Genomic DNA, 23,812 nt, shown 5'->3' with positions numbered 1-23,812 from the left:
AATTTTTTTGCACAGTCAGAAACATGTTTTTGCTTCTCAAGCGAATTGTGGTCGTTTCCAAGTTCACCGAGATTGCCCGATCGCCCATTCATCTCAGCATGCTTCAGGGATCAGTCGCTGCGACTCATTTTTCCTGCTTGTCACCATCTGTTGATCCCAGATTGATTTTGAGTTGAGATGAGCGCATTGTTTTACGGTATGATGTCTGCATCAATAGGTATTTATATTCAGAGGGCAAGACGCAGTGGTTAGAGTAGCGATCAACGGCTTTGGACGCATTGGACGCAACTTTTTGCGGTGCTGGGCAGGGCGACAACAGACGGGAATCGAATTGGTTGCGATTAACGACACGTCTGATCCCAGAACCAACGCTCACTTGATCAAGTATGACTCGATGCTGGGTAAGTTTTCCGGCGAGGTGAGCGCGGACGAAAACACCATTACGGTGAACGGTAACGTTATCAAATGTACGTCCGATCGCAATCCCGAGAATCTTCCGTGGGGAGAGTGGGATATCGATTTGATTATTGAATCGACGGGCGTGTTCATCTCCAAAGAAGGCGCAACCAAGCACCTGAATGCGGGTGCGAAAAAAGTTCTGATCACTGCGCCGGGTAAAAACGAAGATGGAACCTTCGTTGTGGGTGTGAACGATCATGAATATGATCACCACAAACACCACATTATTAGTAATGCAAGCTGTACAACCAACTGCTTAGCTCCAATTGCGAAAGTGCTGAATGACAATTTCGGCATTATCAAAGGGACAATGACCACCACGCACAGCTATACCGGAGATCAGCGGATTCTCGATGCGAGCCACCGGGATTTGCGACGCGCACGGGCAGCAGCAATCAATATTGTGCCGACTTCAACGGGTGCTGCAAAAGCGGTAGCGTTGGTTTTGCCTGAATTAGCAGGTAAGTTAAACGGGATTGCGTTGCGGGTTCCGACTCCGAACGTCTCTGTTGTAGATTTGGTTGTGCAAGTTGAGAAGAGCACGATCGCGGAACAAGTGAATGCGGTGATCAAGGAAGCAGCTGAGACGACGATGAAAGGCGTTCTCAAGTACTGCGATCTGCCGTTGGTCTCGAGCGATCATGCTGGAACCGATGAATCTTCGATCATTGACGCGGCTCTGACCATGGTGATGGGCGGCGACATGGTGAAAGTTGTCGCTTGGTATGACAACGAGTGGGGTTATTCTCAGCGCGTTGTAGACTTAGCGGAAGTTGTTGCGAAGAACTGGGAAAAGTAAGATATTCCTTTTTCTGATCTAATGTTGCTTGCCTCTGACGTTTGATTGAACGTCAGAGGCAATTTTTGTGGGGAGTGGGGAGATGGGGAGTGGGGAATCGCTACAGCAACGCGCTTAATGAAGTTCTTATAGCAGTGCCTTTAGACGTTGAGTAAAGGCAGGTTTGTCGAAAATCGATAGGCTTTGTTCTCGGAGCCAGTGTCCATTACAGCGCTGGTCTTCGCCCTTTAAAATCTCGATGCAAGCGATCGCGACTTCAACCGGATCGCGATACGGCACTTGCCAACCAAACCGTCCATCCTGTAAGGGATCGGCAGAGCCGTCTGCATTACCAGACAGTACTGGAACCCCGCAAGCCATTGCTTCTAAATACACAATGCCAAATCCTTCTTGTGAAGGCATCACATACGCATCTGCTAAACAATAATGCTTTGGCAATTCCTCAGAGGGAACAAACCCCGCAAACACAACGCGATCGCTGACTCCCAATTCTTCGGCAAGTTTTTGTAATCTGGGCTGATCATCACCGCGCCCAATCACTAAATATTTCGCATCGGGGCAAGATTGGAGGATATCGGGCAGCGCACGAATAGTGACATCAACACCTTTGTAGGGATCGCCTGACCACAAGCGGGCAACCGTCATCAACACTTGATGATTTTCAAGGTGGTAACGCTGGACTAACTCCGGCGCTTTGGCTTGGGGACGAAATACGTTGCCATCGACTGCACAGAAGAGAAAATCGACCTGATCGCGATCAATCCCATTCGCTGCACAGGTGCGATCGCGCGAATATCGACTGATTGTCCAAATGCGATCGGCATTTTGTAGCGCTTTTTGTTTGCGGCTCGGTAATGGCTCCCACACCTCTTTTCCATAAGTCAAAACGGTATAGGGAATACCCAACGGTTTGCAGAGCAGTTCGACCAGTGGCGCGAGGTGAATATGTCCACAAAAGACGCGGCTAGGACGATGCTTGAGGAGATGGGTGAAAAGTGCGATCGCCAGTTTGGCACGTCCGAGTTTGGCGGAATCCATTTTGCAATAGTGAAATCGCATGTGTTCAGACACAAATGGATTCTCAACGTCAGCACCATCTCGTAGGAGAAAAATATCAGCGTTCGCGCTTTCTAACTGCGAATAGGCTTGCAAAATATCCTTGACGTAAGACTGAATCCCACCTTCGCACGAGAGAATTTCCAGAAAGACAAAAACGTGGTGAGCCATAAACAGGAAAAAGGGCGAACCGCAGTCCGCCCAGAAGAGCATCAGATTACCCTCTTTTTGAATACCCAAAACTGCCGCATGATCGAACAGTCTTAAGAACATGCGGCTTATATCCTGCGTTTGTTAGTCGCTGGGTCGGACTCGTTTCAGCATTTCTACTAGGATCACATGCGCTTCTTTGGCATCTTTTAAGGTGCGATCGAAATTCACACGTACCGGAACTGTCTCACCATTCACTTGTGCTGAAAGATCCATACCTTTGGCATCAATGGATTTCATCTCAGCAGCACTTGCATCGCTGACTTTCCCGAAATACTGGGCATAAACTAAGACTGCATCGCCGTGATCTTTATTCATATGACCGCAGATACGATCGCTGATTGCAGGCGAAAAGGCTTCACTGACTGACTCAGACATAAGTTTTCTCTATCGCGTCGATCCCGATGATATCGCAATGTGAGATCCGAGGTCATTGGAGAATTTCCTACGGATGATAGATGCAATACCTAACGCAAATTTGATTTTGTCTTAACGTAGCTAATCCTAAATCAAGTCGATGCAGCGAAAAAAACTCTGGTGTGGGGTCGCTCTGCTCACCTGTGCAACGATTCTGATGCCGCAACCTAGTTTCTCGGCTCCACCTGCGATTGAGTCCGCCCCAGAAACTCAGCCGCAAACTCAACCGATGCGATTAGAAATTCGGTTGAAGCAGAAACGAGTGACGGTTTATCGCGGCGATACCAAAGTGAAAAGTTATCCGATCGCTGTTGGACGTGCAGGATGGGAAACACCCGCTGGAACTTATAAGGTTCGCCAAATGATTCGCAATCCGGCTTGGGTTCATCCCCTGGAAGGATACACGATTCCGGGGGGCGATCCTGACAATCCCTTGGGGCGATATTGGATTGGATTCTGGACAGATGGCAAAAATTGGATCGGCTTTCATGGCACACCGAATCCAGAATCAGTAGGAACGGCGGCTTCGCATGGCTGCATCCGTATGTACAACCGAGATGTTGAAGAACTCTTTGGCAAAGTTCAAGTAGGGACAGAAGTTGTCGTGAAGAACTGATCCCGAATCATAAAATTTGCACTCGGATAAATCAAACCAGAGGGGGAGTAGGTCTTTTTTCGCAATCACTAGACTACAACCTGTGGTGGTAATCCAGACTCGGATTCTCGCTTCCGGAAACTCGGTGAGTTTCAATCTGCAAAAACCCTTTTAGGTATACAGGAGAGACCGAATGAACGGAAAGAATAGAAACGCATTTACAAAATTAGCAGGGACAATCGGGGTCGCAAGCTTTGGTTCTTTGCTCTCGCTACCTGCAATGGCACAGTCGCCATTGAATCCGAATCCTAGTATTTTTAACGAAGCACCTTATACCCGGGCTTTGGCTCAGGCAACTCCAGATTCTTCTACGATCGCGCCTTCTAGTTCTCCAAACACAGATTTGCCTCGTAACTCAACACCGTCACTAGGAAAGGTCAATCCCAATCCCAGTATCTTTAATGAAGCGCCTTATAATCGCTCTGCTGCGGCATCACCTGACACTTCAACTCCTAGCCTAGCTCCTAGCAGTACGATGCCCAGTGGCTCTATGACTCCGGGCAGTTCTGTGGCTCCGGGTTCTAGTTCCAGCCCAGCGACTTCTCAGCAGCCGACTTCTCCACGATCGAATCCTTCGACGGTTCCGACTGAGGCTAGCCCGAGCGAATCTTCCAGTCCAACCCAATCGTCTCCAAGCAGCACTCCATCAACAGTAACTCCGGGAACTTCTAGCCCAACTTCGCCGAGTCCTTCTGGAGATGTGATTGTCCCGACGACACCTGGCGGCTCTACCACTCCAGATTCAACTACAACACCTGGCGGTTCCACCACCCCAGATTCGACCACCACGCCTGGCGGTTCCACTACTCCAGATTCAACTACAACACCTGGCGGTTCCACCACCCCAGATTCAACTACAACACCTGGCGGTTCCACCCCAGATTCGACCACCACGCCTGGCGGCTCCACCACTCCAGATTCGACCACCACGCCTTCTAACACAAATGACAGCGATAGTTCTGGTGGAGTACGTGCTCTTTGGTAAGTTGAATCGAGGTCAGTTGAATTATTAGTTCTTTCAAGGAGGGGGCAATTGCACCCCTCTTTTTTAATTGAGATAGGTTGCCCATTGTTGGACAATCTCAGCAGAGCCATACCACTTGCCTCTCGATCGTGGAGAATGACTGACGTTTTCATAAGTCAGATTCTCTGCTCCTTCTAAGTGGGCGGCTTCGATCGGGGTAATTCCATCTCCCCAAGTATCCCCTCTGCCTCCTGTCAATTGATAGCTGCTATAAGCTAGCCAACTTCCAACCCGCCGCACTCCAAAAATCGACTTGCCTGCAATACAGACATATTTGACTTCTGGGTAAAACGCACCTGGATACGTCAGATTGACAAAGTTCAAATTCTTCAATGTCCAGCGTTCATAGCTCGTTTGTGGTGTGCCTAATGTGATTAAGGTTGAAACAAATTGATGTGCCTGCCAGCTATAAACGCGATCGCTAACCCTGCCGTGAATGTCGTAAGCTTTTGCGCCTAAGTAGATGCGAGAAATCCATCCGCCTGCGGAATGCCCAATGAGATTAATTTTCTCGGTATTGTAAGTCTGCCGAACTTCTTGAACAGTGCGATCAAGCTTGTCTAAAATCGGTAACACAGATCGACCGCCCAAGGTTGGCAGCCAGTCCCGCTTCACCAAAGGAACGGTTACGGCTGGAATTCCCAGGTCAATGAGAGTTTGCTGCATTTCGCGATAGTCGATCGCGCCTGCAAGATAGCCTGGCAAAATTACAGTCGGTAAAGGCATAACACCAAGAGAACATCTATGTAGAATTGTAAAGCATTTCTCGATCGTACTGTTTATGCCCCTAGCTCCTTGGCGTTCTCTGATTGCTCGTGCGCTGCATCGAAATCGCGCTCTGCCTAATGCCCGGTATGTCCAACTGGCAACGGTTCGTCCGGATGGCAAGCCCGCAAATCGCACTATTGTCTTCCGAGGCTTTTTAGAAGAGACGGATCAGCTTAAATTCGTCACAGACGATCGCAGTGAGAAACCTCAGCAAATCGAGCATTGCCCTTGGGGAGAGGTGTGCTGGTATTTTCCGAATACTCGTGAGCAGTTTCGGATTGCAGGAGAGTTGAAGCTCATCGATCGCGCAAATTCAGATGAGAAGCTCCAAAAAGCAAGACAGCAAGCATGGCAAGACATGTCTGACAGTGCCAGAATTCAATTCGCTTGGGCACATCCAGGACTCCCTCGCGCTGCCGCAGAGACATTCTCGCCGCCTATCCCAAATCAGCCGGAACCTTTGCCGCAGTTTTGCTTACTCTTACTTGAGCCGCTTTCTGTAGATCACTTAGAACTCAGAGGCGACCCGCAGAATCGACATCAATATCACTTGCATCAAGGTAATTGGAGCATGGAAGCAGTGAATCCTTGATTTATCGAGGCATTGCCCCTGGAAGCGGCGCGGGTGCTGCACCCATACCGGGTGTGCCGGGGGCAGTCCGGATCGGTGGCAGGGTTGCACCGACTGCTGCCGGATTTCCCTGAAAGTTGAATTCCATTTGACGCATCACATTGTTCAGAACAGTAATCGTTTGACTGGTTCCGATCGGGAAGTCGGGAGAGTCAGGCTCGATCACGTACATGCCGGGAATCAGGCGAATTTGGAAGAGTCCTTCGGGGTCAGTGACAAGACGTGTTACGCGATCGCGGGCAACTGTCGTGATCTTAATCGCACCTGTGTAGGGACGAACACGACAGGAAGCGGATGGAGCGGTGACAGGACAGATAGGAGTGAACATTACTTTGCCAGAGATGCCGCTAATTGGAGTGACCGGAGAACCGGGAAGCGTGCGAATGTCGAGTGGTCTCGGAAGTTCAGGCAGCGGAGCGCGGGCATCTCCAGGCATGGGAACTGGATCGATGGGGATGCGGCGAGGTCTTCGAGTTGGACGCGCAGGAGCGGGCGGAGCGGTAATCGGGGCGGGTGGAGCGCCTGGAATGCCAATCTGGCTCGGTGCAGCGAAAGCATCAGGAGTATCAGGAGCAGGAGCAGGCATTACTTGAGAGAGCCGAAATTGTGCTCTCGCCTGAGTCGCGATCGCAATCATGCCTCCTGTAGCAGCAACGCCTGCGACTACAAGAGCAATTTTGCGCGATTTGGTTAAGCTGATTTTCGTTAAACCAAACATTCCACTCTTCCCAATGGCAACATGTGTTAAAAACTAGCACACTCAGGTTTCACAATCCGGTAAACGCCCTGCTTCTTGATGAAAGCTTCAAATGGATTGCACTTAGTCAATTTGCTGAATGATTCCATCTCCTTCGATGCGCAGTTTTCGCCCGCGCCAGTAGGCTTCTCGCCCAAATCCACCGATCGCCCAAATTACCAAACTCAATGCATCTCGAAATGGCAGAACCCATAACCAACGCAATAGCCCAGAGGCATCCATGCTGAATGCTGCGATCGTTGCTTGAGTATAACGAATCACATAGGCTAATCCAGTCAGCACGATTGCCCAAGCTGCAAATTTCGACACTAAAAGCAACAGCAGAGACAATATTGTTCCGTAGCAAAAGATCATGCTGTAATAAATGCTACCTCGGTTGAAGCGGATCGTTCTTGACCAACGTAATTCTCGCTGAAAGAGATCCCAAAGGCTTTCTTTTCCTGTGTCGGATTCGAGAATCAGGTGGGAAAGTTCGACGGTGTAACCAGCTTGAGCAGCCCGTTTACCGAGGTTATAGTCTGAGCCGATGCGGTTGAGTTGGAGTCCGCCAAAGTTGACGAGAGTAGATTTTCGAGTCGCAATCGTCACGCCGATGGCAAATTTTAATCCTCGATCGAGGGTGCGGGCAATTAAAGTACTCGGGATGAAGTCACAGCAACGCCCCAGAGACGCGATCGCGGAGGTCAAAGACTGAGGATGATGCGCAATGTAACCACAGGTGATGACATCAACTTGAGCGAGTGGAGCAGTGACAGTGCGAATATAGTCTGGAGCGACTCGGATATCGCTGTCCGCAAAGATGAGAGTTTCGTATTGGGTCTGTTCTAAAAGGTAACTAAGGGTACTGTCTTTGAAGTTGATTCCGCGTGGGGGAAGTCCGACGAAGACTTGAACCCGATCCGAGTAGGTTTCTTTGAGGTGATAGAGCATAGGGACGGCTGGATCGGTTTCATCGACAACACCGAATAAGACTTCGTAGGTCGGATAGTCTTGCGTACAGAGAGATGACCAGTTTTCAAATGCACCTTCGTCGAGACCGCAAATCGGAACCAAGACAGAGACAGGATCTTCGGAAGATGCGATCGAGTGAGATTTTGAGAAAAATTGCAGTGTGAAGTAGGCACAGGCGAGGTAAAAGACCATTGAACCTAGCACTGGGATAGTTAATAAAATTTCGAGCCAGAACATTTTTAAATTTCGCGATCGTCTGATCTAAGGATCGCATCGGTTTGGACACAACATTCAATTTATCGTGGTGTTTGGGTCTCAGATCCGCTCAACCCGCAGAAGATTCTGGCATTGAATCACGTAGAGTTTTGCAAGTTGAGCGGATCTAAAAGACAGCAATTATGGCGGAGGCAATTCTCCCAAGATTGTGAATCGAATATGATTTAATGCTAAATCCCCGATCGATAAATCCATCAAATCACCAATCGGGATTCCTTGACTTCTCAGCGATTCAAAAGAAATGCCTTTACCAATCTCAGCGTGATACCAGGGTAGCCCCATGAAAAATCGAGTCGGATAAGGTCCACGCTCAACAATGTCATCCGGATTTGACTCCATCGGTAGCCACCCATATCCAGGCAGATAGAACTCAATCCACACATGGTTGTAGTCAGGTTCAAGCGGGACATTTTGGCGATCGGCAAAAGGCGGACATTTATACCGTCCAACCGTTCGGCAAGCAATTCCATTCAGACGAGATAATGCTAGCAACACGCCCACGTATTCACCACAGGAACCAACTCCGCGATCAAGAACGACATCAGGAGAATCAATATGAGGTTTAATCCCATAAGATAACCGATCGTAAACGTAATTCCGAATCTTCAGCATTTTACGTAATACATTGGTCTCCGTTCCGATCGCTTCTTTCGCAGCTTGTTGAATGGCTGGCTTATCCATTGCCAATTCATCATCATCGACTAAATAGCGATCGCGAAATTCTGGCGGAAGCTCTGGCGACTGTTCAACATCCTCAAACGAAAACTGATACTTAATACCTCGAACTTCTAGCACCGCTTTCCAGCCGAAAATCTGCCGCTCCTGAGATTTGAGTCTCGGAAATTGAAAGACTGCAACTCTTTGTCCGTCTTGGATATCTTCGGTAAACGGAATCCCGATCGCTTCAACGCTGCGAATCTTTTGACGATGCGTTTCCGTTGGCAATGCAATTCGCCATTCTAGATCGGTTAATTCCACGTCATCGAGGGGAAGGAGTTCCTCAACGTACGACATTTCCACCAAATATCCAGTCGATAACGTGTAGCGCTCGTCTGGATAATGGCGAAAATGTAAGGGATGAATGAACGTTCGATCGCGATAGGTCAGCTCTAAATTCGGGTCGGCATTCGGATTGTCACGAATGTAAGCTTCTTCACCCGCATAGGAAACATACAGCGTTGAATTCAAGAACGCGATCGCAGTTGGATTCTCAAATGGAGTGAGCATACTGAACTTCTGTTCACCCGTTGCGCGATCGAGACAATAAACCGTTTCTTCGGTGCGATCGCATAGCCAAAGCTCTTCATCTCTTACCGTCAAATTTGTAATTCCAACGCCAGGCAACGGAAATTGGGTAATCTTGCGTTTCGTTTGACGTTCGTAGATCAGAATATATCCCAGTTTTTGACTCGTAATATAAACTGTTGACTCCCAAATGCCGATTCCATCGGCTTCATAAGGTAGAACAGTGAACAACTGCGGCTCAAACTGTCCAAACTCACAGCAATAAACCTCTTTGCCTTTCGCAAACCAAATCGTATCCTCCCAGACCGCAAAGCCTGTTGCTTCGATAAATAGCTCGGTGTGATAGGAATTGAGAATTGTTGTATTGTCACTGAGGGGATTGACCTGAAGCAAATAGCCTCGGATCGCATCCATCGTCACAAGTTGATTGTGCCAAGTCGCTAAACCTTGCAGCGCATAAGCCCCGATCGGTCGGATTGATCGAGCAGACCACTCTGAAGCGGCTTGGGGGTTGGAATGCGGAGTTGAAGTACCAGAGTCGAGCATTCAAAAACAGATGCCATAAGTTAACACTTCTGAATTCTAGTAAACCTGAGCGCGATCGAATGTATCCCAGCCAGCGAGTTTTTGAATTGTGCGATCGGCTTTGATCTCACAAAGTATTTAATCTCACAAAGTAAAAGTGGCATTGGATCATCTCCAATACCACCTGCTAACCTTCACCTACAAACTGAATTCACGCTTAAATCGAGACCATTTCTCGCAGTTCGGCTTCTAAAGCGCGTAAAAGATTTTGATCGCCTCGTTCTCTCGCAACCTGCATTCGACGTGTGACATTCCGGTGAATCGTCACGCGATGCGCATCTGCAACAGAATGAGAGCGGCGGACAATGCCAAGCCGTCGCGCCTTCACAGGCGATTTCTCAACCAGGACATCAGCTTTTGGAATACTCATTTGAGCGATCGTCTGACAAGTCCAAGGTTTCACAGACCGTCCGATTTCCGTTTCTCGCACTTCGAGACTGGGAAACGGAGACAAATAAGATTGAGTAAGCCGGGAGTGACGCATAAGAGAGATAATCTAAAAAGGCTATTGCTTGAGGATTCCCCAGGCAATCTATAAACTCGGGGTTATATTCTGTATCTTACGTGACAGTTTATATTTCACCAATACTACTTAAGGAATATTTAGATCTCGCTATCTTTCGAGGCGTTTGAGATGAGCGCAGACATCCCCTGAATCCCACTGCAACTCAGCAATCAAGAGCGCACTCACTCCCGTAACGAGTCCCGTAGTCAGAAATTCCCATCCACCCACATAAGGCAGGAGCGCGATCGCCAAAAAACTTAGCCCTCCGATCCAAGCAAATGCCCGCGATCGAATCCTGATACCTGTGAACAAATACCCGATCGCATTAATGCCTAGCCACAGAGGGCACAGCCGCGCCATCAGTTCTCCCCAACTTAGAAATATACTCAAATCCGTGAGAGTAATTCCTACCAGCATCAGGATGACCCAAGCATCGATCACATCTTTCAGGGGCTTAATCGTGCGCCAACACTGAGAAAGTTTTGCCATTGAGAGCGTGCCCACCAATGACAATCCCGACCATAAGAAGGCTTGAATTTGCCAGTCGATCGCTAAAAATTGAGCGGTGGCAAAAATGAGAGTCGAGATGACTCCCCAGAGGATACAAGCTTGGTCGATGCGGGTGTAAAAGGTGGAAAGAATTATCGTCTTGCCCAGTTGCCAATGAATGCGCCACAATCCAGGTAAATCCTCGATCTCAAAGGCAGAGCGCTTTCGCCGTAGCGGCACAGATCGGTCAAACCAAAAGAGTTCCAATAAAAAATTCCAGGTCATTGTTGTTAACAATTCTTATTATTATTCTAAGAATACTCGATCGCCTGATAGAAATATCTCTATTGAAGCAGCGATTAAAGAATTAGGGTGAGACATCAAAAGGTGGATTTTGAGGCAAGTCTAAGTTTGCGACCTGCGACCCGCTGTATTGAACTTGTCATTCGCTCTGAGCGCTTCTCTTTCTAAAGGTTGACGTAACTTTCAGTTTTTCAGCCCAAGGCTCACTTCTCCAGACAGAGTGACTTGCCTTGGCGTTTTGAGTATTTTGGTTGCATTAGAGCATCTATGAATACCAATCTGAGACATCAACCTCAGTGATTTTGGCTGTAAATAATTAAGGACTATTCAAAATGGCAAATCCCAATCCTCGTGATCCCCAAGATCGCACAAACTATCCTGGCTCGACTTCAAACGACCCACTGAACCCACCAAGCTATAACCGTAACGATTTGTCCAGACAAACGGTTGAAAGGCAGCGGTATGAAGACGCACAGCAAGCCAGAGATGAAAACAATACGGCGAATGGTTTTTTGATTGGAATCTTGTTGACCGGATTAGTTTTAGGCGGTGCAGCTTTGGCATATTTTGTCACCCAGCGCGATCGTACTCCGGTTCCGCAACGCACGATTGTGGTTCCGAGTGCATCTCCGTCTCCGTCTCCGTCTCCAGAGGTACGCGAGCGAGTGATTGAGCGCGATCGCATTGTGCCGGTTCCCCAACCTCAGCAAAGTGCGCCTGTCGTCGTTCCGGCTCCAGAAGTCAGAATTGAATCTCCCAGACCTAACCCTCAAACCTCGCCTTCTACGCCCAGTTCTCAACAGCAGGAGCCTGCCCGTCAAGAACAACCGCGATCGACGAGCGAACCAACGACTACTCCTGAAGCGACTGCAAGCCCCAGTCCAAGTAATACAGGGCAGTAGTGAATGTCCGAAAATTCTTCAATGTATCTGCAATGTTCATATAATGAGAAACGAGTCGATCGTATTGGATTTGTTGAGATGACGCTAATTGCAGTGCTGAAGATAATTTGGATGGTTTCTGCGGTAGGAACAATTATTCTGGTGCTGCTGCATAGCCCGAAAGGGGATGGTTTGGGCGGTTTGGGCGGTCAAGCGCAACTGTTTACCAGTACCAAAAGTGCAGAGACGACGCTGAATCGTCTGACCTGGTTATTAATGACGATTTGTATGGGAATCACGGTGGTTCTCAGTGCCGGATGGCTCGGTCGTTAAAGTGGAATTGGTTCAAAGCGCATTCGATCTGTTTCGCGATCGGATGCGTTTTGTTTTGGGCAATTTCGGTGCAGGCGACTCCAAAGATTCACGCAATGCCACCGATTTTGGCGCAGTGGTCTGATCGATCGGGCGATTATTTCGATCGTGTTGAGAAAACTGAGCCGGAGTATTTGATTTGGTCAGAATTTCCAGTCAAAGTGTATGTTCCGCATGGAGATTCGACTTGGGCAAAGCTGATGATCCAGGCTGTGAATGAGTGGAAAGCTTATTTTCCCTTAGAGTTGACCGATCAAAGAGAAGAAGCGGGAATTGTGTTTGATCGTGCTTCTATTCCGCTCCGGTTTCCTCCAACGGAGCGAGTTCGATTTGCGGATGCTCGGTTCGAGCTTTACAAACAAAACTCTGTTTTGCGGCATCGGATGAAAATTCGGATTCAGCCCAATCGTCCAAATGATTCTTTATTGCTAGCAGCGCGGCATGAGTTGGGTCATGCTTTAGGAATTTGGGGACATAGCCCTCTAGAAACCGATGTAATGTATTTTTCGCAGGTGCGCACGCCACCAACTATTTCACCGAGAGATGTAAATACGTTGAAACGGGTGTATGAGCAGCCGACTCGATTGGGTTGGTAGGAGAGGGTTTGAGCGATCGCGGTTAAGAAAGAAAATTGAGAAGTGATTCGCGCAATAGTACAATTGAACGGACTCCTTGAAGCCGAACATGCGACGCGATCCTCTCTTCTACAAGTTGTTTCAGCAATCTCCAGAGCTGTTGTTTGAATTGATCAATCAGCGACCGGATAATGCAGCAGACTATCGGTTTGATTCGGTTGCGGTGAAAGAACCTAAGTTTGAGATTGATGGAGTCTTTTTGCCGCCTGACTCTGCCGAGCCGGGAGTTGTCTATTTCTGCGAAGTGCAATTTCAGAGAGACGAAGAACTCTACGAACGGTTGTTCAGTGAATCTGCTTTGTACTTCTATCGCAATCGAACAAGGCGTGAAGCGAATTTACCACGGTTCTCAGATTGGCAAGCCGTGATTATTTATCCGTCTCGAAGTGTTGAGCAGGTTGATATTCACCCGTTTCGTGCTTTGCTCAGTTGTGATCAAGTTCATCGGATTTATTTAGATGAATTAGGAGAACCGCGATCGCTCCCCCTTTCAGTTGCAGCGGTTGTCCTGACAATCGTAAAACCGGAAGAAGCACCTGAAACAGCGCGATCGCTTTTGGCTCGTGCAAATGAGGAGACGTTAACTGCAAGGGAAAGGAACGACATAATAGATGTAGTCACCTCGATCATGGCGTACAAGTTTTCAACCTTAAGCCTCTTGGAGATTAAAACGATGCTAGGAATTAATCTATCTGAAGAACCCCGTGCGATTCGAGAAGCGAAAGAAGAAGCGCAAGCAAAGGGTAGAGAAGAAGGTAGAGAAGAAGGTAGAGAAGAAGGTAGAGAAGAAGGCAGAAGGGAGCAAGCGATCGCTTTAATCACACGGATACTGAATCGACGATTGCAACGAGAACTGCCTGAAGAAGTGCGATCGCGGTTAACTGCGCTTCCGCTTCCAGTCCTCGAAGATCTCAGCGAAGCTCTACTAGATTTTCGCAACCTAGATGATTTGGACAATTGGATTGCTGAACATAGCTAAAGTTGCGTTTTTCATCCATGCTATTTTGATCGTGCCTGATGTTCTTAAGATTGGATGTCATCCAAAAACAGTGAAACAAGAGGGTCTGAGATACGCGAACCATGCTTTAGGTGCAGATTCAACCGATAAAATAGGAACACACAATTGAGACACAACCCAAGTGTGAGGAATCTGAACGATGGAATGGACAGCCGAAGCTGAAGCAAAACTCAAAGAAATCCCCTTCTTCGTGCGACCCGCAGCCCGCAAGAAAATCGAAAAACTTGCTCAAGAAATGGGGGCAACTCAAATTACCGTCGAAATCTACGATCGAGCCAAACAACAGTTCGGCAACTAAGCTCGATCGCCGAACTGCACCAAAGTATAAAGTGATTCTTAGACTCTGCGGGGTATACTCACTCAGCAATCTAATCACAAAGCACATCCATGCCCACAAGAATAGCTGTACTCTCCAAATTGAGCGGACTAATTGCATTCAGTTTCGGTTTACTAGCCTGTGGGCAACCCAACACTGCAAGTTTATCTAGCACTCCTATCCAGCCCGCTTCCGCATCTCCTCAAAAGCCATCCTCGCAACCCCGACAAGCCGAAGCATCCTTAAGCAAAACAAACCCCTCGCCGACTCAACCCAGTGCAGAGGCGATTTATACGGAGTTTGAACGACTTACCCAAAAAGCCTGTAAACAGCAGGAAAAAGTGGTCGGGAATATGCGCTACACCCTTTGCAGCATGACTGACACGCAAGGAGTTACCCGCATTGTTTCTGCCTCTTCATCTCTGAAGAACGAAGGCGATGGCGCGGGGTATTGGCTAAATGAGCAGGGCGATATCTACGCAATTCGGTACTTTCATTCTGATGAAGTCGTCGTTCTGCTCCCAGAAGACAAAAAGACGATCGTCGAACTCGTCGGAAAACGAGAAATCAACGTCATCACCGATGAAGCTCGCTGGAATCAGCTAGAACTCGGTGCGAGAGATCAGTTGATGACGATTTCTGAACAGTTTGATCCAGACGCAAGTCAACCATCGGGCACTTCAAAGCCACAATCTATGGAGCAAACCGCCCTTCAGCACCTCAATACTCCTGGATCTGTCAAAGCAACGATCAAGAAAACCGCGATCGTCGAAAACACCGCTCTCCTTCAATGGCAACAAGGCGAAGCAGGCGGCATGATGCTGTTGAGAAAAGAGAACGAGACTTGGAAAGTTCTAACATCGGGCGGCGGTGCAATGAATCTGAGAGACTTATCAGAATACTATGTACCTCGCGTCACGGCAGAATCCCTGCTGACTCAAATCGATCCAAACTGGCGAAAATACTAAACCTGCGTAGGATATATCTGTGACTTGACCACTAAGAATAGCTTATGCCACAAAGTGAAGCGTTTATCCATTCAGACAAAGTTAACCACTGCTATCCTCTCCGGTTACCTCAATTTTTTCAAACAGTAAGCTTCTTTGCGATTGACGGAAGCAAACATGAAAGCGATCGAAGATGCCTGCTTTTCCCAAGACATTTAATCGAATGCCTAATTGATCAGAAATTCCAACCGGGCAGGTGAGGAGTTCTGTGCCGAGTTGAAGCTGGATCTGATTCAGATAAACTGCGATCGTGCTGCCACTTCCGACTTGAATGGCAACTCTTTCACCTGTCCGAAAATCAAGGAATGCTGGATCGATCTGTTGTGCTTGAATCAGCGTGTAAGTTGCGCCAGAATCAACGTAAGCTTCAAAACGTTTCCAAGTTTCCCCTAACTTCATTCCAATTGGAATGAAAGGCTGAACTTTTCCTCGGATTTGCTTGTAAGGAAATCTAACCGTTGTCATTCATTCTCAACTTGAAGCTTCAAATCCATAAATTATCCCATTCTGTAGCAGAAGGAATTGCAACCACAAGCGGCATCACTTTGTCACCCGCCTCCCGAAATGGGCGACAAACTTCTGCCGCACTATCCCCTACTCCAACAAGTTGGCTGTTTTTGATCGCAACAATTTTTCCTGGATATCGATCGATCAACTCATCGAAATGGTCAGAAAGCCAGCGATCGTCTTCTTCCATTATTTTGGCTAAAGTCTGTACATCTGTATTCATTTGATCTACTTCAATTGTCGGATTTGCTCCTATTCTAGGACATCTAATTGGAGAAGTTTTCGGCTATCTCGCTCACCAAAGGACGGTACTCCGATCTCTCCAGACTCCATCCCTTCTCTACAATAGCGATAGCACGATCGACACAGAAGGGGGAACACGATGCAGCCGACCAACTCAGAAAAATTTACCGAAAAAGTCTGGGAAGCAATCATCCGAACTCAAGAGATTGTAAAACAGGCGCAGCAGCAGCAAATCGAGACCGAGCATCTGATGAAAGCTCTACTCGAACAAGATGGCTTAGCGATCAGCATCTTCAACAAACTCGCTGTCCCCGTCGATCGAGTGCGCGATCGTACCGATGATTTTATTCGCCGTCAGCCAAAAGTTTCTGGAAGTGGAACCTCGGTATACTGGGGACGCAGTGCCGATGCCTTGCTTGATCGAGCTGAAGAATATCGCACTCAGTTCGAGGACAGCTTTATCTCGATCGAACATCTTTTGCTCGGGTACGCCCAAGACAGTCGATTCGGAAAAGCATTGCTGTCAGAATTTAGAATCGATGAAGCAAAATTAAGAAACGCGATCGAACAAGTTCGGGGTAATCAAAAAGTGACCGACCAGACTCCTGAGAATAAATACGAATCCCTAGAAAAATACGGGCGTGATTTGACCCAGTATGCTCGCGAAGGGAAACTCGATCCGGTCATTGGACGAGACGACGAAATCCGACGCACGATCCAGATCTTGTCCCGTCGCACCAAAAACAATCCAGTTTTGATCGGTGAACCCGGTGTCGGTAAAACCGCGATCGCTGAAGGTCTTGCCCAGCGAATTCTCAGCGGAGATGTGCCGCAATCCCTAAAAGACCGCAAACTGATCGCCCTAGATATGGGCGCACTGATCGCAGGTGCAAAATACCGAGGCGAATTTGAAGAACGTTTGAAAGCCGTTCTCAAAGAAGTCACCGATTCTCGTGGCAACATCATTCTATTTATCGACGAAATTCATACCGTTGTCGGTGCAGGTGCAACTCAAGGCGCAATGGATGCCGGAAACTTACTGAAGCCGATGCTGGCAAGAGGTGAGTTGCGCTGTATCGGTGCAACGACCCTAGACGAATATCGCAAATACATCGAGAAAGATGCAGCCTTAGAGCGGCGCTTCCAGCAAGTCTTCGTCGATCAGCCCAGTGTTGAAGACACAATCTCGATTCTGCGCGGACTGAAAGAGCGCTATGAAGTTCACCACGGGGTGAAAATCTCCGACTCTGCGTTAGTTGCCGCTGCAACCCTTTCGACTCGATACATTAGCGATCGCTTCCTTCCCGACAAGGCGATCGACCTTGTAGACGAAGCGGCTGCCAAACTCAAAATGGAGATTACATCGAAGCCCGAAGAACTCGATGAAGTCGATCGTAAAATCCTTCAGCTTGAGATGGAGCGACTGTCGTTGCAGAAAGAGAACGATGCAGCATCTCGCGATCGCTTAGAACGATTAGAGCGTGAACTTGCTGATTTCAAAGAAGATCAATCCAAGTTGAATGCTCAGTGGCAGGCTGAGAAAAGCGTGATCACAGATCTTCAGAAGCTCAAAGAAGAAATCGATCGAGTCAACCTTGAAATCCAGCAAGCCGAACGCGATTACGATCTCAACCGCGCGGCTGAACTGAAGTACGGCAAGCTCAACGAACTCAATCGTAAAGTTGAAGAAACGGAATCCCAACTGTCTCAAACTCAGAAATCGGGAGCGACGCTGCTCCGTGAAGAAGTTCTTGAATCAGACATTGCTGAAATCATTTCTAAATGGACGGGTATCCCCGTTAGTAAACTCGTTGAATCTGAAATGCAAAAGCTCTTGCAGCTTGACGATGTTTTACATCAGCGCGTGATTGGACAAGACGAAGCAGTGACGGCAGTTTCGGATGCAATTCAGCGATCGAGAGCCGGACTTTCTGATCCAAATCGTCCAACGGCTAGCTTCATTTTCTTAGGACCAACAGGGGTTGGTAAAACTGAGCTTGCGAAAGCACTCGCTGCTTTCTTATTCGACACCGAAGAAGCAATGGTTCGGATCGACATGTCCGAATACATGGAGAAGCATTCTGTTTCTCGCTTAATTGGTGCGCCTCCTGGATATGTCGGCTATGAAGAAGGCGGACAACTCACGGAAGCGGTTCGTCGTCGTCCTTACTCGGTGATTCTGTTTGATGAAATCGAGAAAGCCCATCCCGATGTCTTCAATGTGATGCTGCAAATTCTCGATGATGGTCGCGTGACCGATTCCCAAGGTCGCACCGTGGACTTCAAGAACACGATTATCATCATGACCTCAAACATCGGCTCGCAGTACATCTTTGAATACGGTGGTGATGACGATCGCTATGAGGAAATGCGATCGAGAGTCATGGAAGCAATGCGATCGAACTTCCGTCCTGAGTTCTTGAACCGGATTGATGAGATCATCATCTTCCACAGTCTGCAAAAGGCTCAACTCCGCGAGATCGTCAAGATTCAAACGCATCGCTTAGAAAGTCGCTTAGCAGAGCGGAAGATGTCCCTGAAGCTCTCCGATGCAGCACTCGATTTCTTAGCAGAAGTCGGCTTTGATCCAGTTTACGGAGCACGTCCACTGAAGCGGGCAATTCAGCGGGAGTTGGAAACAACGATCGCCAAAGAAATTCTACGCAGCAACTTCACTGAAGGCGATACGATCTTCGTCGATGTCGGTGAAACGGAGCGCTTAGAATTCAAACGCTTGCCTTCTGAAGTGTTGACCACGCAATAGGCAATGAAGGGGTGAGACTTCTCTCACCCCTTCATTGCTTAGAAGCAAATGAAATTCCAATTGAGGCATCATTGACCGAAAAAAGCCATCATGCAAGCAGCCGTCCGGATCAGAGCCAAAGTGCTACCTGGAAACAGAATTGAGATTGAAGTTCCTGACAGTTCTGTTGGAGCAGAGGGTGAAGTCATGGTTGTCTTTCCTGAAACGATTCCAATTGGATTTGATCAGCGCGATCGTAGCTATCACCTCTTTTTGATCTTCAGACGTGAGAGACGAACTCACGAGATTTGTGGCTTTTATTCTAAGTGTTTTGGTGAAAACCAATGCTTCTAGAATGCCCGTCTGCCCAAATCAAACCCTGAAGAATCAACTAGAGAATCGGCGATCGCTGTTCCAAATCGAACTTATACCCGTGTGGCAAAATATGCAGCTTTGCACCACAGAGCGCTAAAGCTTCGTCATGCAACAGTTCAGCCATATTGTTGTGCGTGACCGTCGATTCATCCACGATCGTTACTGCACCTTCACCAATGACTTCTAAGATTTTGCCATTGATTGAGATCGCAGTATTCTCATCAATCCCAAAGCCTAAGCTAGCAGGCTGCTGTGCTAAAGCAGAAAGTAATCGTCCCAGTCGTCCGCGTTGTGCGAAATGCTGATCAATAATCACATTCGGCAAAAAGCCCATGCCCCGATCCATGCGAGCTACCTCGCGTCGAGGATTCGTTTCGCCTTCACCCTCGACAATCATCATATCGGGCATCATCGCTGCACCTGCACTCGTTCCAGCAATTACAATGCCTTCAGAAAAGCGCCTGTGCAAAACAGCTTCTAGCTCTGTATCTTTCAAGCATTCTGTAATTCGAGCTTGGTTTCCCCCCGTGAAGAACACCCCGGTCGATTGAGAGATAGCTTCGATCGCTCTTGGATCACTCGCATCCTCACGCTTGCCCGTATCGACAACCTGAACGTCTTTTGCGCCTAATCGCTCAAAAATGTCAATGTACTGCGCGCCAACTTCACCTGGTAAGCCCGTCGCAACCGTCATCACAACAATATGCGCATCAAGTCCACCTGATCGCCGCACAAATTCCCGCAGAATCTTACACTCTCCCTCTTTATCCTCGGCTCCACCAATAATGACAAGTTCACCATGCGTCTCAGGTAAAGCGACATTCTCTTGAGGGTCATCCTGAGCAGGCGTTTCAATCTGACTTACCATAACCATCTCCAATATAAGAGTTTGATGTTACTGAACCATATTTGGTTATCACTCCATCACAACCGAACGGTAGATTTCGATACAAAAATTAGAGCGCCCGCGAATCTCTCGATCGTCGTCGATAGCTTTCAAGTAGCAACATCCAACCCAAACGAAACTGATTAAAGCTCTTGACCTCAGGTTGAATTAAATCAGTCAAAAACGCCTTTGCTCTTTCTAAAGGAAGATGGCGAGGTTTGCCTTTATAAACGATTTGGTACTCATTGTCATATTCACCATCGCCATAGCCTGAAATTAAGTGCAGATGAAACGCTTCTTCCGCTAAGGTATGAACTTCTTCACGTAAATTAGTATCCATAATGTTAGTCTTTCTTGATTTAGTCTGAGTTGTAATACAGGTCAGAATCTTTTGACACCTAGCTTGAGTTTTACTCTTTGGGATAGACGCAGTTTACGCTTCGATTTCTGTAGAGTCTCAAGGTACAAATATCTTGTGAAATTATGGTTGTCGATCGCATCTCCGAACTCAACCGCGTCAATGCGAGAAAAACTGATGCGTTTGATATTTTTAATATTCGTGCTTACGTTGGTGCAAATCCCTATTTGTCGATGGCTGCCATCGTGTTCGATTTTACGCTGACGAAAAATCAGAATGCGCTGCCCGTCCAGCAGTATGCCAAGATTGTGAGCGATCGCTATCCTGATTTCCGAGAAAAAACGTTTACTTCTCATGCTGATCTGTTTGCTCAGACCGTCGCGAAAGTGAGTGCACTGGAGATGGATCTGCATTTGCAGCACTGGAGTGTCACGGCTTATCCACAGTTCGATCGTATTGCAGTCGAAACGCTACATGCTCGAACCAGTCGAGAACTGATCTTTTCAGTTTGGGACTGGTTTGAAGCGATGACTCAGGGACAAGATTTTGCGATCGCAAATCACATCGAAGTGCTACAGGCGCAGTTTCGGCGATCGGTGTATGGTGGCCCTACGGTTTATGCTTTACTCAAATCGGCTAGAGAGCTAGGCATTCCCACTTTCTATCTGTGGGATGAAGGCTTGATGCAGTATGGCTACGGGCGAAAGCAAGTCAGAGGCATTGCCACAACTTTCGAGCGGGATAGTCATCTCGATTCAGACTTCACGACACGCAAAGATGACTGCAAAGCGTTCTTGCAAACTTTAGGATTTCCTGTGCCAAAAGGTCGGATTGTTTCGAGCTTCAATGAAGCACTCAACGCAGTTGATCGCATCGGTTATCCAGTCGCGGTAAAGCCTGTGGTCGGACATAAAGGCATCGGCGTGACAGCAAATATCCAATCCGATGAAGATCTAGAAGCCGCATTCGATCGAGCAGTAGAAGCTGTTGAACCCGAACAATCAATTCGAATCATTATTGAACAGAGTATTGAAGGCGATGATTTTCGATTGTTGTGTGTGGATGGAAAGTTCATTGCTGCGACGAAGCGCGAACCTGCTTCGGTAGTCGGAGATGGAATGTCCACGATCGAGGAATTGATCAACCGAGCGAATCGCTCTCCTGAACGCAGCGATACCCCAACTTCGCCGATGGGTAAGATTCATGTCGATGACGCGATGCACCGCTATCTAGCTGAGCAGAATTTATCAATTGAGACAGTACTAGAGCGCGATCGCACAATCTTCTTGCGCAAAGTCGCGAATCTCTCCGCTGGTGGACTGAGCATTGATGCAACACCGAACATTCATCCCGATAACATTGTGCTAGCTCAGGATGTCGCTCAACATTTTCGCTTGACTTGCCTCGGCATTGATATCATGACCCGCGATCTCAGCTGCTCTTGGAAAGAAGGAAACTTTGCCATCATTGAAATCAATGCGGCTCCTGGAATTTTTATGCACTTAAAACCTGCGATCGGCAATCGAGTCGATGTGACTTCTCATATTTTGAAAACCTTCTTTCACTCAAGTGCAGAAGCTCGAATTCCGATCATCACCTTCAATCGCGTTACTCTTTCAGACTTGCAAACTGCGATCGCTTACATTCTTCGACATTATCCGCATTGGACAATTGGAGCCGCTTGCCAAGATGGTATTTTGATTAATCACTCTGAAAAACCACTGCATCCAGACTACAACACCAACATTCAGAATCTACTGAGAAATCCTAAGTTAGATTTACTGATTGCTGAATATCCTGAATCCATTCTCGATCGCTCTGGCATGTTTTATGAAAAGAGCAATCTTGTTGTGCTGAATGATCCAACAGAGATCGAAATGATGTTGGCAAAAAATATTTTTGAAGATGCAAAAGTTGTGATTAAGCAAGGCAGTAAAGTTTCAACTCAATATCAAGGATTGATTGAACAATATGCTTTAAGTGAATCGTTCGATCAGGTTTACCTAGAAGCAATCGCGGCAATGATCTTGTAAAACTGATGCCTTTGAAGAGACATATATCGATTCTCTAGAGAATTCTTCTGAATTAAGTAATTTTACTGGGTGATTCTTGTGGAATTTATGTGTTAATTGGCACGTAAAAGAAGCAAGCTGGTAAGTTAGTGTGCTTACTAAATTTACTGGTTTGCATGAGCGACGTTGCCCCGTTTAACTAGTGTGTCCCTACTTTTAGAGGGTCACAACTGGTTATATTACTTCTCAGGAATTACCCAATGTCAGACTTTGAGCAAATCTCCCTGTTGACGATCGACAACCAATCCCTTTCTCTTGGCACGGTACTTCAGTACTTTCAACTCTCTGGAAAACTGATGCCTTGGATTAGAGACATTCTGGAACAGCATATTGTTTTTCAAACGATTCAATCTCGCAACGACTTGAATATTCTTGAATCTGAGGTAGATCAAGCAGTCATTAATTTCCGAATCAACAATCAATTGTCTGATGCAGATGTCTTTGAGCAATGGTTGATCAATCAAGGCATCGACTTCGCAGTATTGAGAAGTCGGTTTGTGATTGGGCTGAAAGTGGACAAGCTGAAAGCATTGATCGCAGAGCCAAATTTGCAGGCATTGTTTGATCAGCAGAAGCTCGCATTGGATCAGGTCGAACTTTATTACATGATCGCTTCGAGCCAAGAGATTGCTGAAGAAATTCAGCGCAAAATCGAACAAGAAGGTGGTTTTGAGAAAGTTGCGAGAGAGTATGCTTTAGCAGAAGAGCCGCAAGTGAGCTTGGTTAGACGGGCTTTTTCGCTGGCTCAGTTGCCTGAAGACCTCAGAACCGCGATCGCACAAAAGCAAGCGGGCGATACAGTAGGCGCAATTGAAGTTGAGCAGCGCTGGTGTGTATTCCGCATTGAAGCAGTCGTCCCTGCTGTCTTGGACGGTGAATTAAAAATTGCGCTACAAAATCGGCTGTTTGAGCAATGGGTTGCTGATCAGATTCAGCAGTTGTCTGTTCGATTGGGCGGATCTCAACGGACTGAGGTTTCTACAGTTGAGACAGAAGAACGGGAACTGGTCGCAACAATGTAGTTGATCAAATGCAGAGGGGTGAAGGGATGTGTCCATTGATCAGACTTTTTGCCCCCTAGATATCCTGTTCTGAGATCCTTTGAAAAGCACAGAATACCTTAATCACATCGACATACTGTTTGAGGAATATCGTTCATCGCATTCACCCGCACCCAGACTAGAAGTCGGGGCTAATTGAACAAAGTCCACTGAAGGGACTCATAGCCAATCAGAATTAGGTCTTTAGTCCTTTTCAAAGGACTTCGCA

Annotated in this window: 26 protein-coding genes; 14 read left to right on the top strand and 12 right to left on the bottom strand. The window is 47.4% G+C overall.

Annotated features, from left to right (window positions below):
* Positions 1-244: 244 nt before the first annotated feature.
* The gene (locus OU814_RS22900) at positions 245-1,258 is read left to right on the top strand and encodes a type I glyceraldehyde-3-phosphate dehydrogenase (protein WP_017291296.1); all 1,014 of its coding nucleotides are present in this window, start codon (positions 245-247) and stop codon (positions 1,256-1,258) included.
* Between the two features lie 126 nt (positions 1,259-1,384).
* On the opposite strand, the gene OU814_RS22895 is transcribed toward OU814_RS22900, so the two are convergent.
* Both OU814_RS22895 and OU814_RS22890 read right to left on the bottom strand, forming a co-directional pair.
* Complete coding sequence (locus OU814_RS22895; protein WP_268242202.1) at positions 1,385-2,587, bottom strand: glycosyltransferase family 4 protein; 1,203 nt, start codon at positions 2,585-2,587, stop codon at positions 1,385-1,387.
* Between the two features lie 21 nt (positions 2,588-2,608).
* Complete coding sequence (locus OU814_RS22890) at positions 2,609-2,902, bottom strand: DUF2470 domain-containing protein (RefSeq protein WP_268242201.1); 294 nt, start codon at positions 2,900-2,902, stop codon at positions 2,609-2,611.
* A gap of 139 nt (positions 2,903-3,041) precedes the next feature.
* On the opposite strand from OU814_RS22890, the gene OU814_RS22885 reads away from it, so the two are divergent.
* Both OU814_RS22885 and OU814_RS22880 read left to right on the top strand, forming a co-directional pair.
* On the top strand, positions 3,042-3,557 hold the full coding sequence (locus OU814_RS22885) for a L,D-transpeptidase (RefSeq protein ID WP_268242200.1): 516 nt from the start codon (positions 3,042-3,044) through the stop codon (positions 3,555-3,557).
* A gap of 172 nt (positions 3,558-3,729) precedes the next feature.
* Positions 3,730-4,581 (top strand): hypothetical protein, encoded by an 852-nt coding sequence (locus OU814_RS22880; protein WP_268242199.1) that lies wholly within the window; start codon positions 3,730-3,732, stop codon positions 4,579-4,581.
* 63 nt (positions 4,582-4,644) lie between these two features.
* On the opposite strand, the gene OU814_RS22875 is transcribed toward OU814_RS22880, so the two are convergent.
* Complete coding sequence (locus OU814_RS22875) at positions 4,645-5,346, bottom strand: esterase/lipase family protein (protein WP_190652574.1); 702 nt, start codon at positions 5,344-5,346, stop codon at positions 4,645-4,647.
* Positions 5,347-5,401: 55 nt separating this feature from the next.
* Here OU814_RS22875 and OU814_RS22870 point away from each other — a divergent pair, with 55 nt between their 5' ends.
* Positions 5,402-5,980 carry an Npun_F5749 family FMN-dependent PPOX-type flavoprotein gene (locus tag OU814_RS22870; protein WP_017291303.1) on the top strand — a complete coding sequence of 193 codons (579 nt, stop codon included), beginning with the start codon at positions 5,402-5,404 and terminating at the stop codon, positions 5,978-5,980.
* Between the two features lies 1 nt (position 5,981).
* On the opposite strand, the gene OU814_RS22865 is transcribed toward OU814_RS22870, so the two are convergent.
* The 5 genes from OU814_RS22865 to OU814_RS22845 all read right to left on the bottom strand — a co-directional run bounded on the left by OU814_RS22865 (position 5,982) and on the right by OU814_RS22845 (position 11,112).
* Positions 5,982-6,737, bottom strand: a complete 756-nt coding sequence (locus tag OU814_RS22865; protein ID WP_017291304.1) for a hypothetical protein — start codon at positions 6,735-6,737, stop codon at positions 5,982-5,984.
* A gap of 102 nt (positions 6,738-6,839) precedes the next feature.
* Complete coding sequence (locus OU814_RS22860; protein ID WP_268242198.1) at positions 6,840-7,964, bottom strand: glycosyltransferase; 1,125 nt, start codon at positions 7,962-7,964, stop codon at positions 6,840-6,842.
* A 159-nt stretch (positions 7,965-8,123) separates the two neighbouring features.
* The gene (locus OU814_RS22855) at positions 8,124-9,794 is read right to left on the bottom strand and encodes a transglutaminase-like domain-containing protein (protein ID WP_268242197.1); all 1,671 of its coding nucleotides are present in this window, start codon (positions 9,792-9,794) and stop codon (positions 8,124-8,126) included.
* A gap of 196 nt (positions 9,795-9,990) precedes the next feature.
* Entirely contained in the window at positions 9,991-10,317 is a 327-nt protein-coding gene (locus tag OU814_RS22850; protein WP_268242196.1) for a hypothetical protein, read from the bottom strand.
* Between the two features lie 129 nt (positions 10,318-10,446).
* Positions 10,447-11,112 carry a hypothetical protein gene (locus tag OU814_RS22845; RefSeq protein WP_190652577.1) on the bottom strand — a complete coding sequence of 222 codons (666 nt, stop codon included), beginning with the start codon at positions 11,110-11,112 and terminating at the stop codon, positions 10,447-10,449.
* Positions 11,113-11,462: 350 nt separating this feature from the next.
* Between OU814_RS22845 and OU814_RS22840 the strand changes: the two genes are divergently transcribed.
* The 6 genes from OU814_RS22840 (at position 11,463) to OU814_RS22815 (ending at position 15,320) form a co-directional block, all read left to right on the top strand.
* The gene (locus tag OU814_RS22840) at positions 11,463-12,032 is read left to right on the top strand and encodes a hypothetical protein (protein WP_017291309.1); all 570 of its coding nucleotides are present in this window, start codon (positions 11,463-11,465) and stop codon (positions 12,030-12,032) included.
* Between the two features lie 3 nt (positions 12,033-12,035).
* Positions 12,036-12,344: a preprotein translocase subunit SecG gene (gene secG, locus OU814_RS22835; RefSeq protein WP_263970843.1), complete on the top strand. Its 309-nt coding sequence runs from the start codon at positions 12,036-12,038 to the stop codon at positions 12,342-12,344.
* Positions 12,329-12,979, top strand: coding sequence for a peptidase (locus OU814_RS22830; protein WP_268242195.1), 651 nt, complete (start codon positions 12,329-12,331; stop codon positions 12,977-12,979). The genes secG and OU814_RS22830 overlap by 16 nt, the downstream gene beginning before the upstream one ends.
* 88 nt (positions 12,980-13,067) lie before the next feature.
* The gene (locus OU814_RS22825) at positions 13,068-13,997 is read left to right on the top strand and encodes an Rpn family recombination-promoting nuclease/putative transposase (protein ID WP_268242194.1); all 930 of its coding nucleotides are present in this window, start codon (positions 13,068-13,070) and stop codon (positions 13,995-13,997) included.
* Between the two features lie 178 nt (positions 13,998-14,175).
* The gene (locus OU814_RS22820) at positions 14,176-14,334 is read left to right on the top strand and encodes a PCP reductase family protein (protein ID WP_017291315.1); all 159 of its coding nucleotides are present in this window, start codon (positions 14,176-14,178) and stop codon (positions 14,332-14,334) included.
* Between the two features lie 89 nt (positions 14,335-14,423).
* The gene (locus tag OU814_RS22815) at positions 14,424-15,320 is read left to right on the top strand and encodes a hypothetical protein (protein ID WP_268242193.1); all 897 of its coding nucleotides are present in this window, start codon (positions 14,424-14,426) and stop codon (positions 15,318-15,320) included.
* Between the two features lie 81 nt (positions 15,321-15,401).
* On the opposite strand, the gene OU814_RS22810 is transcribed toward OU814_RS22815, so the two are convergent.
* Complete coding sequence (locus tag OU814_RS22810; RefSeq protein WP_268242192.1) at positions 15,402-15,824, bottom strand: hypothetical protein; 423 nt, start codon at positions 15,822-15,824, stop codon at positions 15,402-15,404.
* A gap of 19 nt (positions 15,825-15,843) precedes the next feature.
* Positions 15,844-16,089: a DUF5678 domain-containing protein gene (locus OU814_RS22805; RefSeq protein ID WP_268242191.1), complete on the bottom strand. Its 246-nt coding sequence runs from the start codon at positions 16,087-16,089 to the stop codon at positions 15,844-15,846.
* Between the two features lie 159 nt (positions 16,090-16,248).
* Between OU814_RS22805 and clpB the strand changes: the two genes are divergently transcribed.
* Together clpB and OU814_RS22795 are read left to right on the top strand one after the other, a co-directional pair.
* Complete coding sequence (gene clpB, locus OU814_RS22800) at positions 16,249-18,873, top strand: ATP-dependent chaperone ClpB (RefSeq protein WP_268242190.1); 2,625 nt, start codon at positions 16,249-16,251, stop codon at positions 18,871-18,873.
* Positions 18,874-18,963: 90 nt separating this feature from the next.
* A complete protein-coding gene (locus OU814_RS22795) occupies positions 18,964-19,206 on the top strand; it encodes a hypothetical protein (RefSeq protein WP_268242189.1) in 243 nt (80 codons plus the stop codon).
* 37 nt (positions 19,207-19,243) lie between these two features.
* Here the strand turns inward: OU814_RS22795 and OU814_RS22790 are convergent, their stop codons facing one another.
* The gene (locus tag OU814_RS22790; protein ID WP_017291319.1) at positions 19,244-20,095 is read right to left on the bottom strand and encodes a cyanophycinase; all 852 of its coding nucleotides are present in this window, start codon (positions 20,093-20,095) and stop codon (positions 19,244-19,246) included.
* Between the two features lie 88 nt (positions 20,096-20,183).
* Positions 20,184-20,453, bottom strand: a complete 270-nt coding sequence (locus OU814_RS22785) for a hypothetical protein (RefSeq protein WP_268242188.1) — start codon at positions 20,451-20,453, stop codon at positions 20,184-20,186.
* 143 nt (positions 20,454-20,596) lie between these two features.
* Here OU814_RS22785 and OU814_RS22780 point away from each other — a divergent pair, with 143 nt between their 5' ends.
* A complete protein-coding gene (locus OU814_RS22780) occupies positions 20,597-22,504 on the top strand; it encodes an acetate--CoA ligase family protein (protein WP_268242187.1) in 1,908 nt (635 codons plus the stop codon).
* Positions 22,505-22,743: 239 nt separating this feature from the next.
* Positions 22,744-23,565, top strand: a complete 822-nt coding sequence (locus OU814_RS22775; RefSeq protein ID WP_268242186.1) for a peptidylprolyl isomerase — start codon at positions 22,744-22,746, stop codon at positions 23,563-23,565.
* The last annotated feature ends 247 nt before the right edge of the window (positions 23,566-23,812 follow it).

It is taken from the genome of Leptolyngbya sp. GGD, from assembly GCF_026735145.1.
Classification (GTDB): Bacteria; Cyanobacteriota; Cyanobacteriia; order Leptolyngbyales; family Leptolyngbyaceae; genus Leptolyngbya; species Leptolyngbya boryana.
This window is presented reverse-complemented; position numbering and strand designations above follow the sequence as displayed.

What these genes read in the sequence shown, in the direction of transcription:
- OU814_RS22895 (WP_268242202.1), bottom strand. Translation starts at nt 2,587, where the DNA reads ATGTTCTTAAGACTGTTCGATCATGCGGCAGTTTTGGGTATTCAAAAA.
- OU814_RS22890 (WP_268242201.1), bottom strand. Translation starts at nt 2,902, where the DNA reads ATGTCTGAGTCAGTCAGTGAAGCCTTTTCGCCTGCAATCAGCGATCGT.
- OU814_RS22885 (WP_268242200.1), top strand. Translation starts at nt 3,042, where the DNA reads ATGCAGCGAAAAAAACTCTGGTGTGGGGTCGCTCTGCTCACCTGTGCA.
- OU814_RS22880 (WP_268242199.1), top strand. Translation starts at nt 3,730, where the DNA reads ATGAACGGAAAGAATAGAAACGCATTTACAAAATTAGCAGGGACAATC.
- OU814_RS22875 (WP_190652574.1), bottom strand. Translation starts at nt 5,346, where the DNA reads ATGCCTTTACCGACTGTAATTTTGCCAGGCTATCTTGCAGGCGCGATC.
- OU814_RS22870 (WP_017291303.1), top strand. Translation starts at nt 5,402, where the DNA reads ATGCCCCTAGCTCCTTGGCGTTCTCTGATTGCTCGTGCGCTGCATCGA.
- OU814_RS22865 (WP_017291304.1), bottom strand. Translation starts at nt 6,737, where the DNA reads ATGTTTGGTTTAACGAAAATCAGCTTAACCAAATCGCGCAAAATTGCT.
- OU814_RS22860 (WP_268242198.1), bottom strand. Translation starts at nt 7,964, where the DNA reads ATGTTCTGGCTCGAAATTTTATTAACTATCCCAGTGCTAGGTTCAATG.
- OU814_RS22855 (WP_268242197.1), bottom strand. Translation starts at nt 9,794, where the DNA reads ATGCTCGACTCTGGTACTTCAACTCCGCATTCCAACCCCCAAGCCGCT.
- OU814_RS22850 (WP_268242196.1), bottom strand. Translation starts at nt 10,317, where the DNA reads ATGCGTCACTCCCGGCTTACTCAATCTTATTTGTCTCCGTTTCCCAGT.
- OU814_RS22845 (WP_190652577.1), bottom strand. Translation starts at nt 11,112, where the DNA reads ATGACCTGGAATTTTTTATTGGAACTCTTTTGGTTTGACCGATCTGTG.
- OU814_RS22840 (WP_017291309.1), top strand. Translation starts at nt 11,463, where the DNA reads ATGGCAAATCCCAATCCTCGTGATCCCCAAGATCGCACAAACTATCCT.
- secG (WP_263970843.1), top strand. Translation starts at nt 12,036, where the DNA reads ATGTCCGAAAATTCTTCAATGTATCTGCAATGTTCATATAATGAGAAA.
- OU814_RS22830 (WP_268242195.1), top strand. Translation starts at nt 12,329, where the DNA reads ATGGCTCGGTCGTTAAAGTGGAATTGGTTCAAAGCGCATTCGATCTGT.
- OU814_RS22825 (WP_268242194.1), top strand. Translation starts at nt 13,068, where the DNA reads ATGCGACGCGATCCTCTCTTCTACAAGTTGTTTCAGCAATCTCCAGAG.
- OU814_RS22820 (WP_017291315.1), top strand. Translation starts at nt 14,176, where the DNA reads ATGGAATGGACAGCCGAAGCTGAAGCAAAACTCAAAGAAATCCCCTTC.
- OU814_RS22815 (WP_268242193.1), top strand. Translation starts at nt 14,424, where the DNA reads ATGCCCACAAGAATAGCTGTACTCTCCAAATTGAGCGGACTAATTGCA.
- OU814_RS22810 (WP_268242192.1), bottom strand. Translation starts at nt 15,824, where the DNA reads ATGACAACGGTTAGATTTCCTTACAAGCAAATCCGAGGAAAAGTTCAG.
- OU814_RS22805 (WP_268242191.1), bottom strand. Translation starts at nt 16,089, where the DNA reads ATGAATACAGATGTACAGACTTTAGCCAAAATAATGGAAGAAGACGAT.
- clpB (WP_268242190.1), top strand. Translation starts at nt 16,249, where the DNA reads ATGCAGCCGACCAACTCAGAAAAATTTACCGAAAAAGTCTGGGAAGCA.
- OU814_RS22795 (WP_268242189.1), top strand. Translation starts at nt 18,964, where the DNA reads ATGCAAGCAGCCGTCCGGATCAGAGCCAAAGTGCTACCTGGAAACAGA.
- OU814_RS22790 (WP_017291319.1), bottom strand. Translation starts at nt 20,095, where the DNA reads ATGGTAAGTCAGATTGAAACGCCTGCTCAGGATGACCCTCAAGAGAAT.
- OU814_RS22785 (WP_268242188.1), bottom strand. Translation starts at nt 20,453, where the DNA reads ATGGATACTAATTTACGTGAAGAAGTTCATACCTTAGCGGAAGAAGCG.
- OU814_RS22780 (WP_268242187.1), top strand. Translation starts at nt 20,597, where the DNA reads ATGGTTGTCGATCGCATCTCCGAACTCAACCGCGTCAATGCGAGAAAA.
- OU814_RS22775 (WP_268242186.1), top strand. Translation starts at nt 22,744, where the DNA reads ATGTCAGACTTTGAGCAAATCTCCCTGTTGACGATCGACAACCAATCC.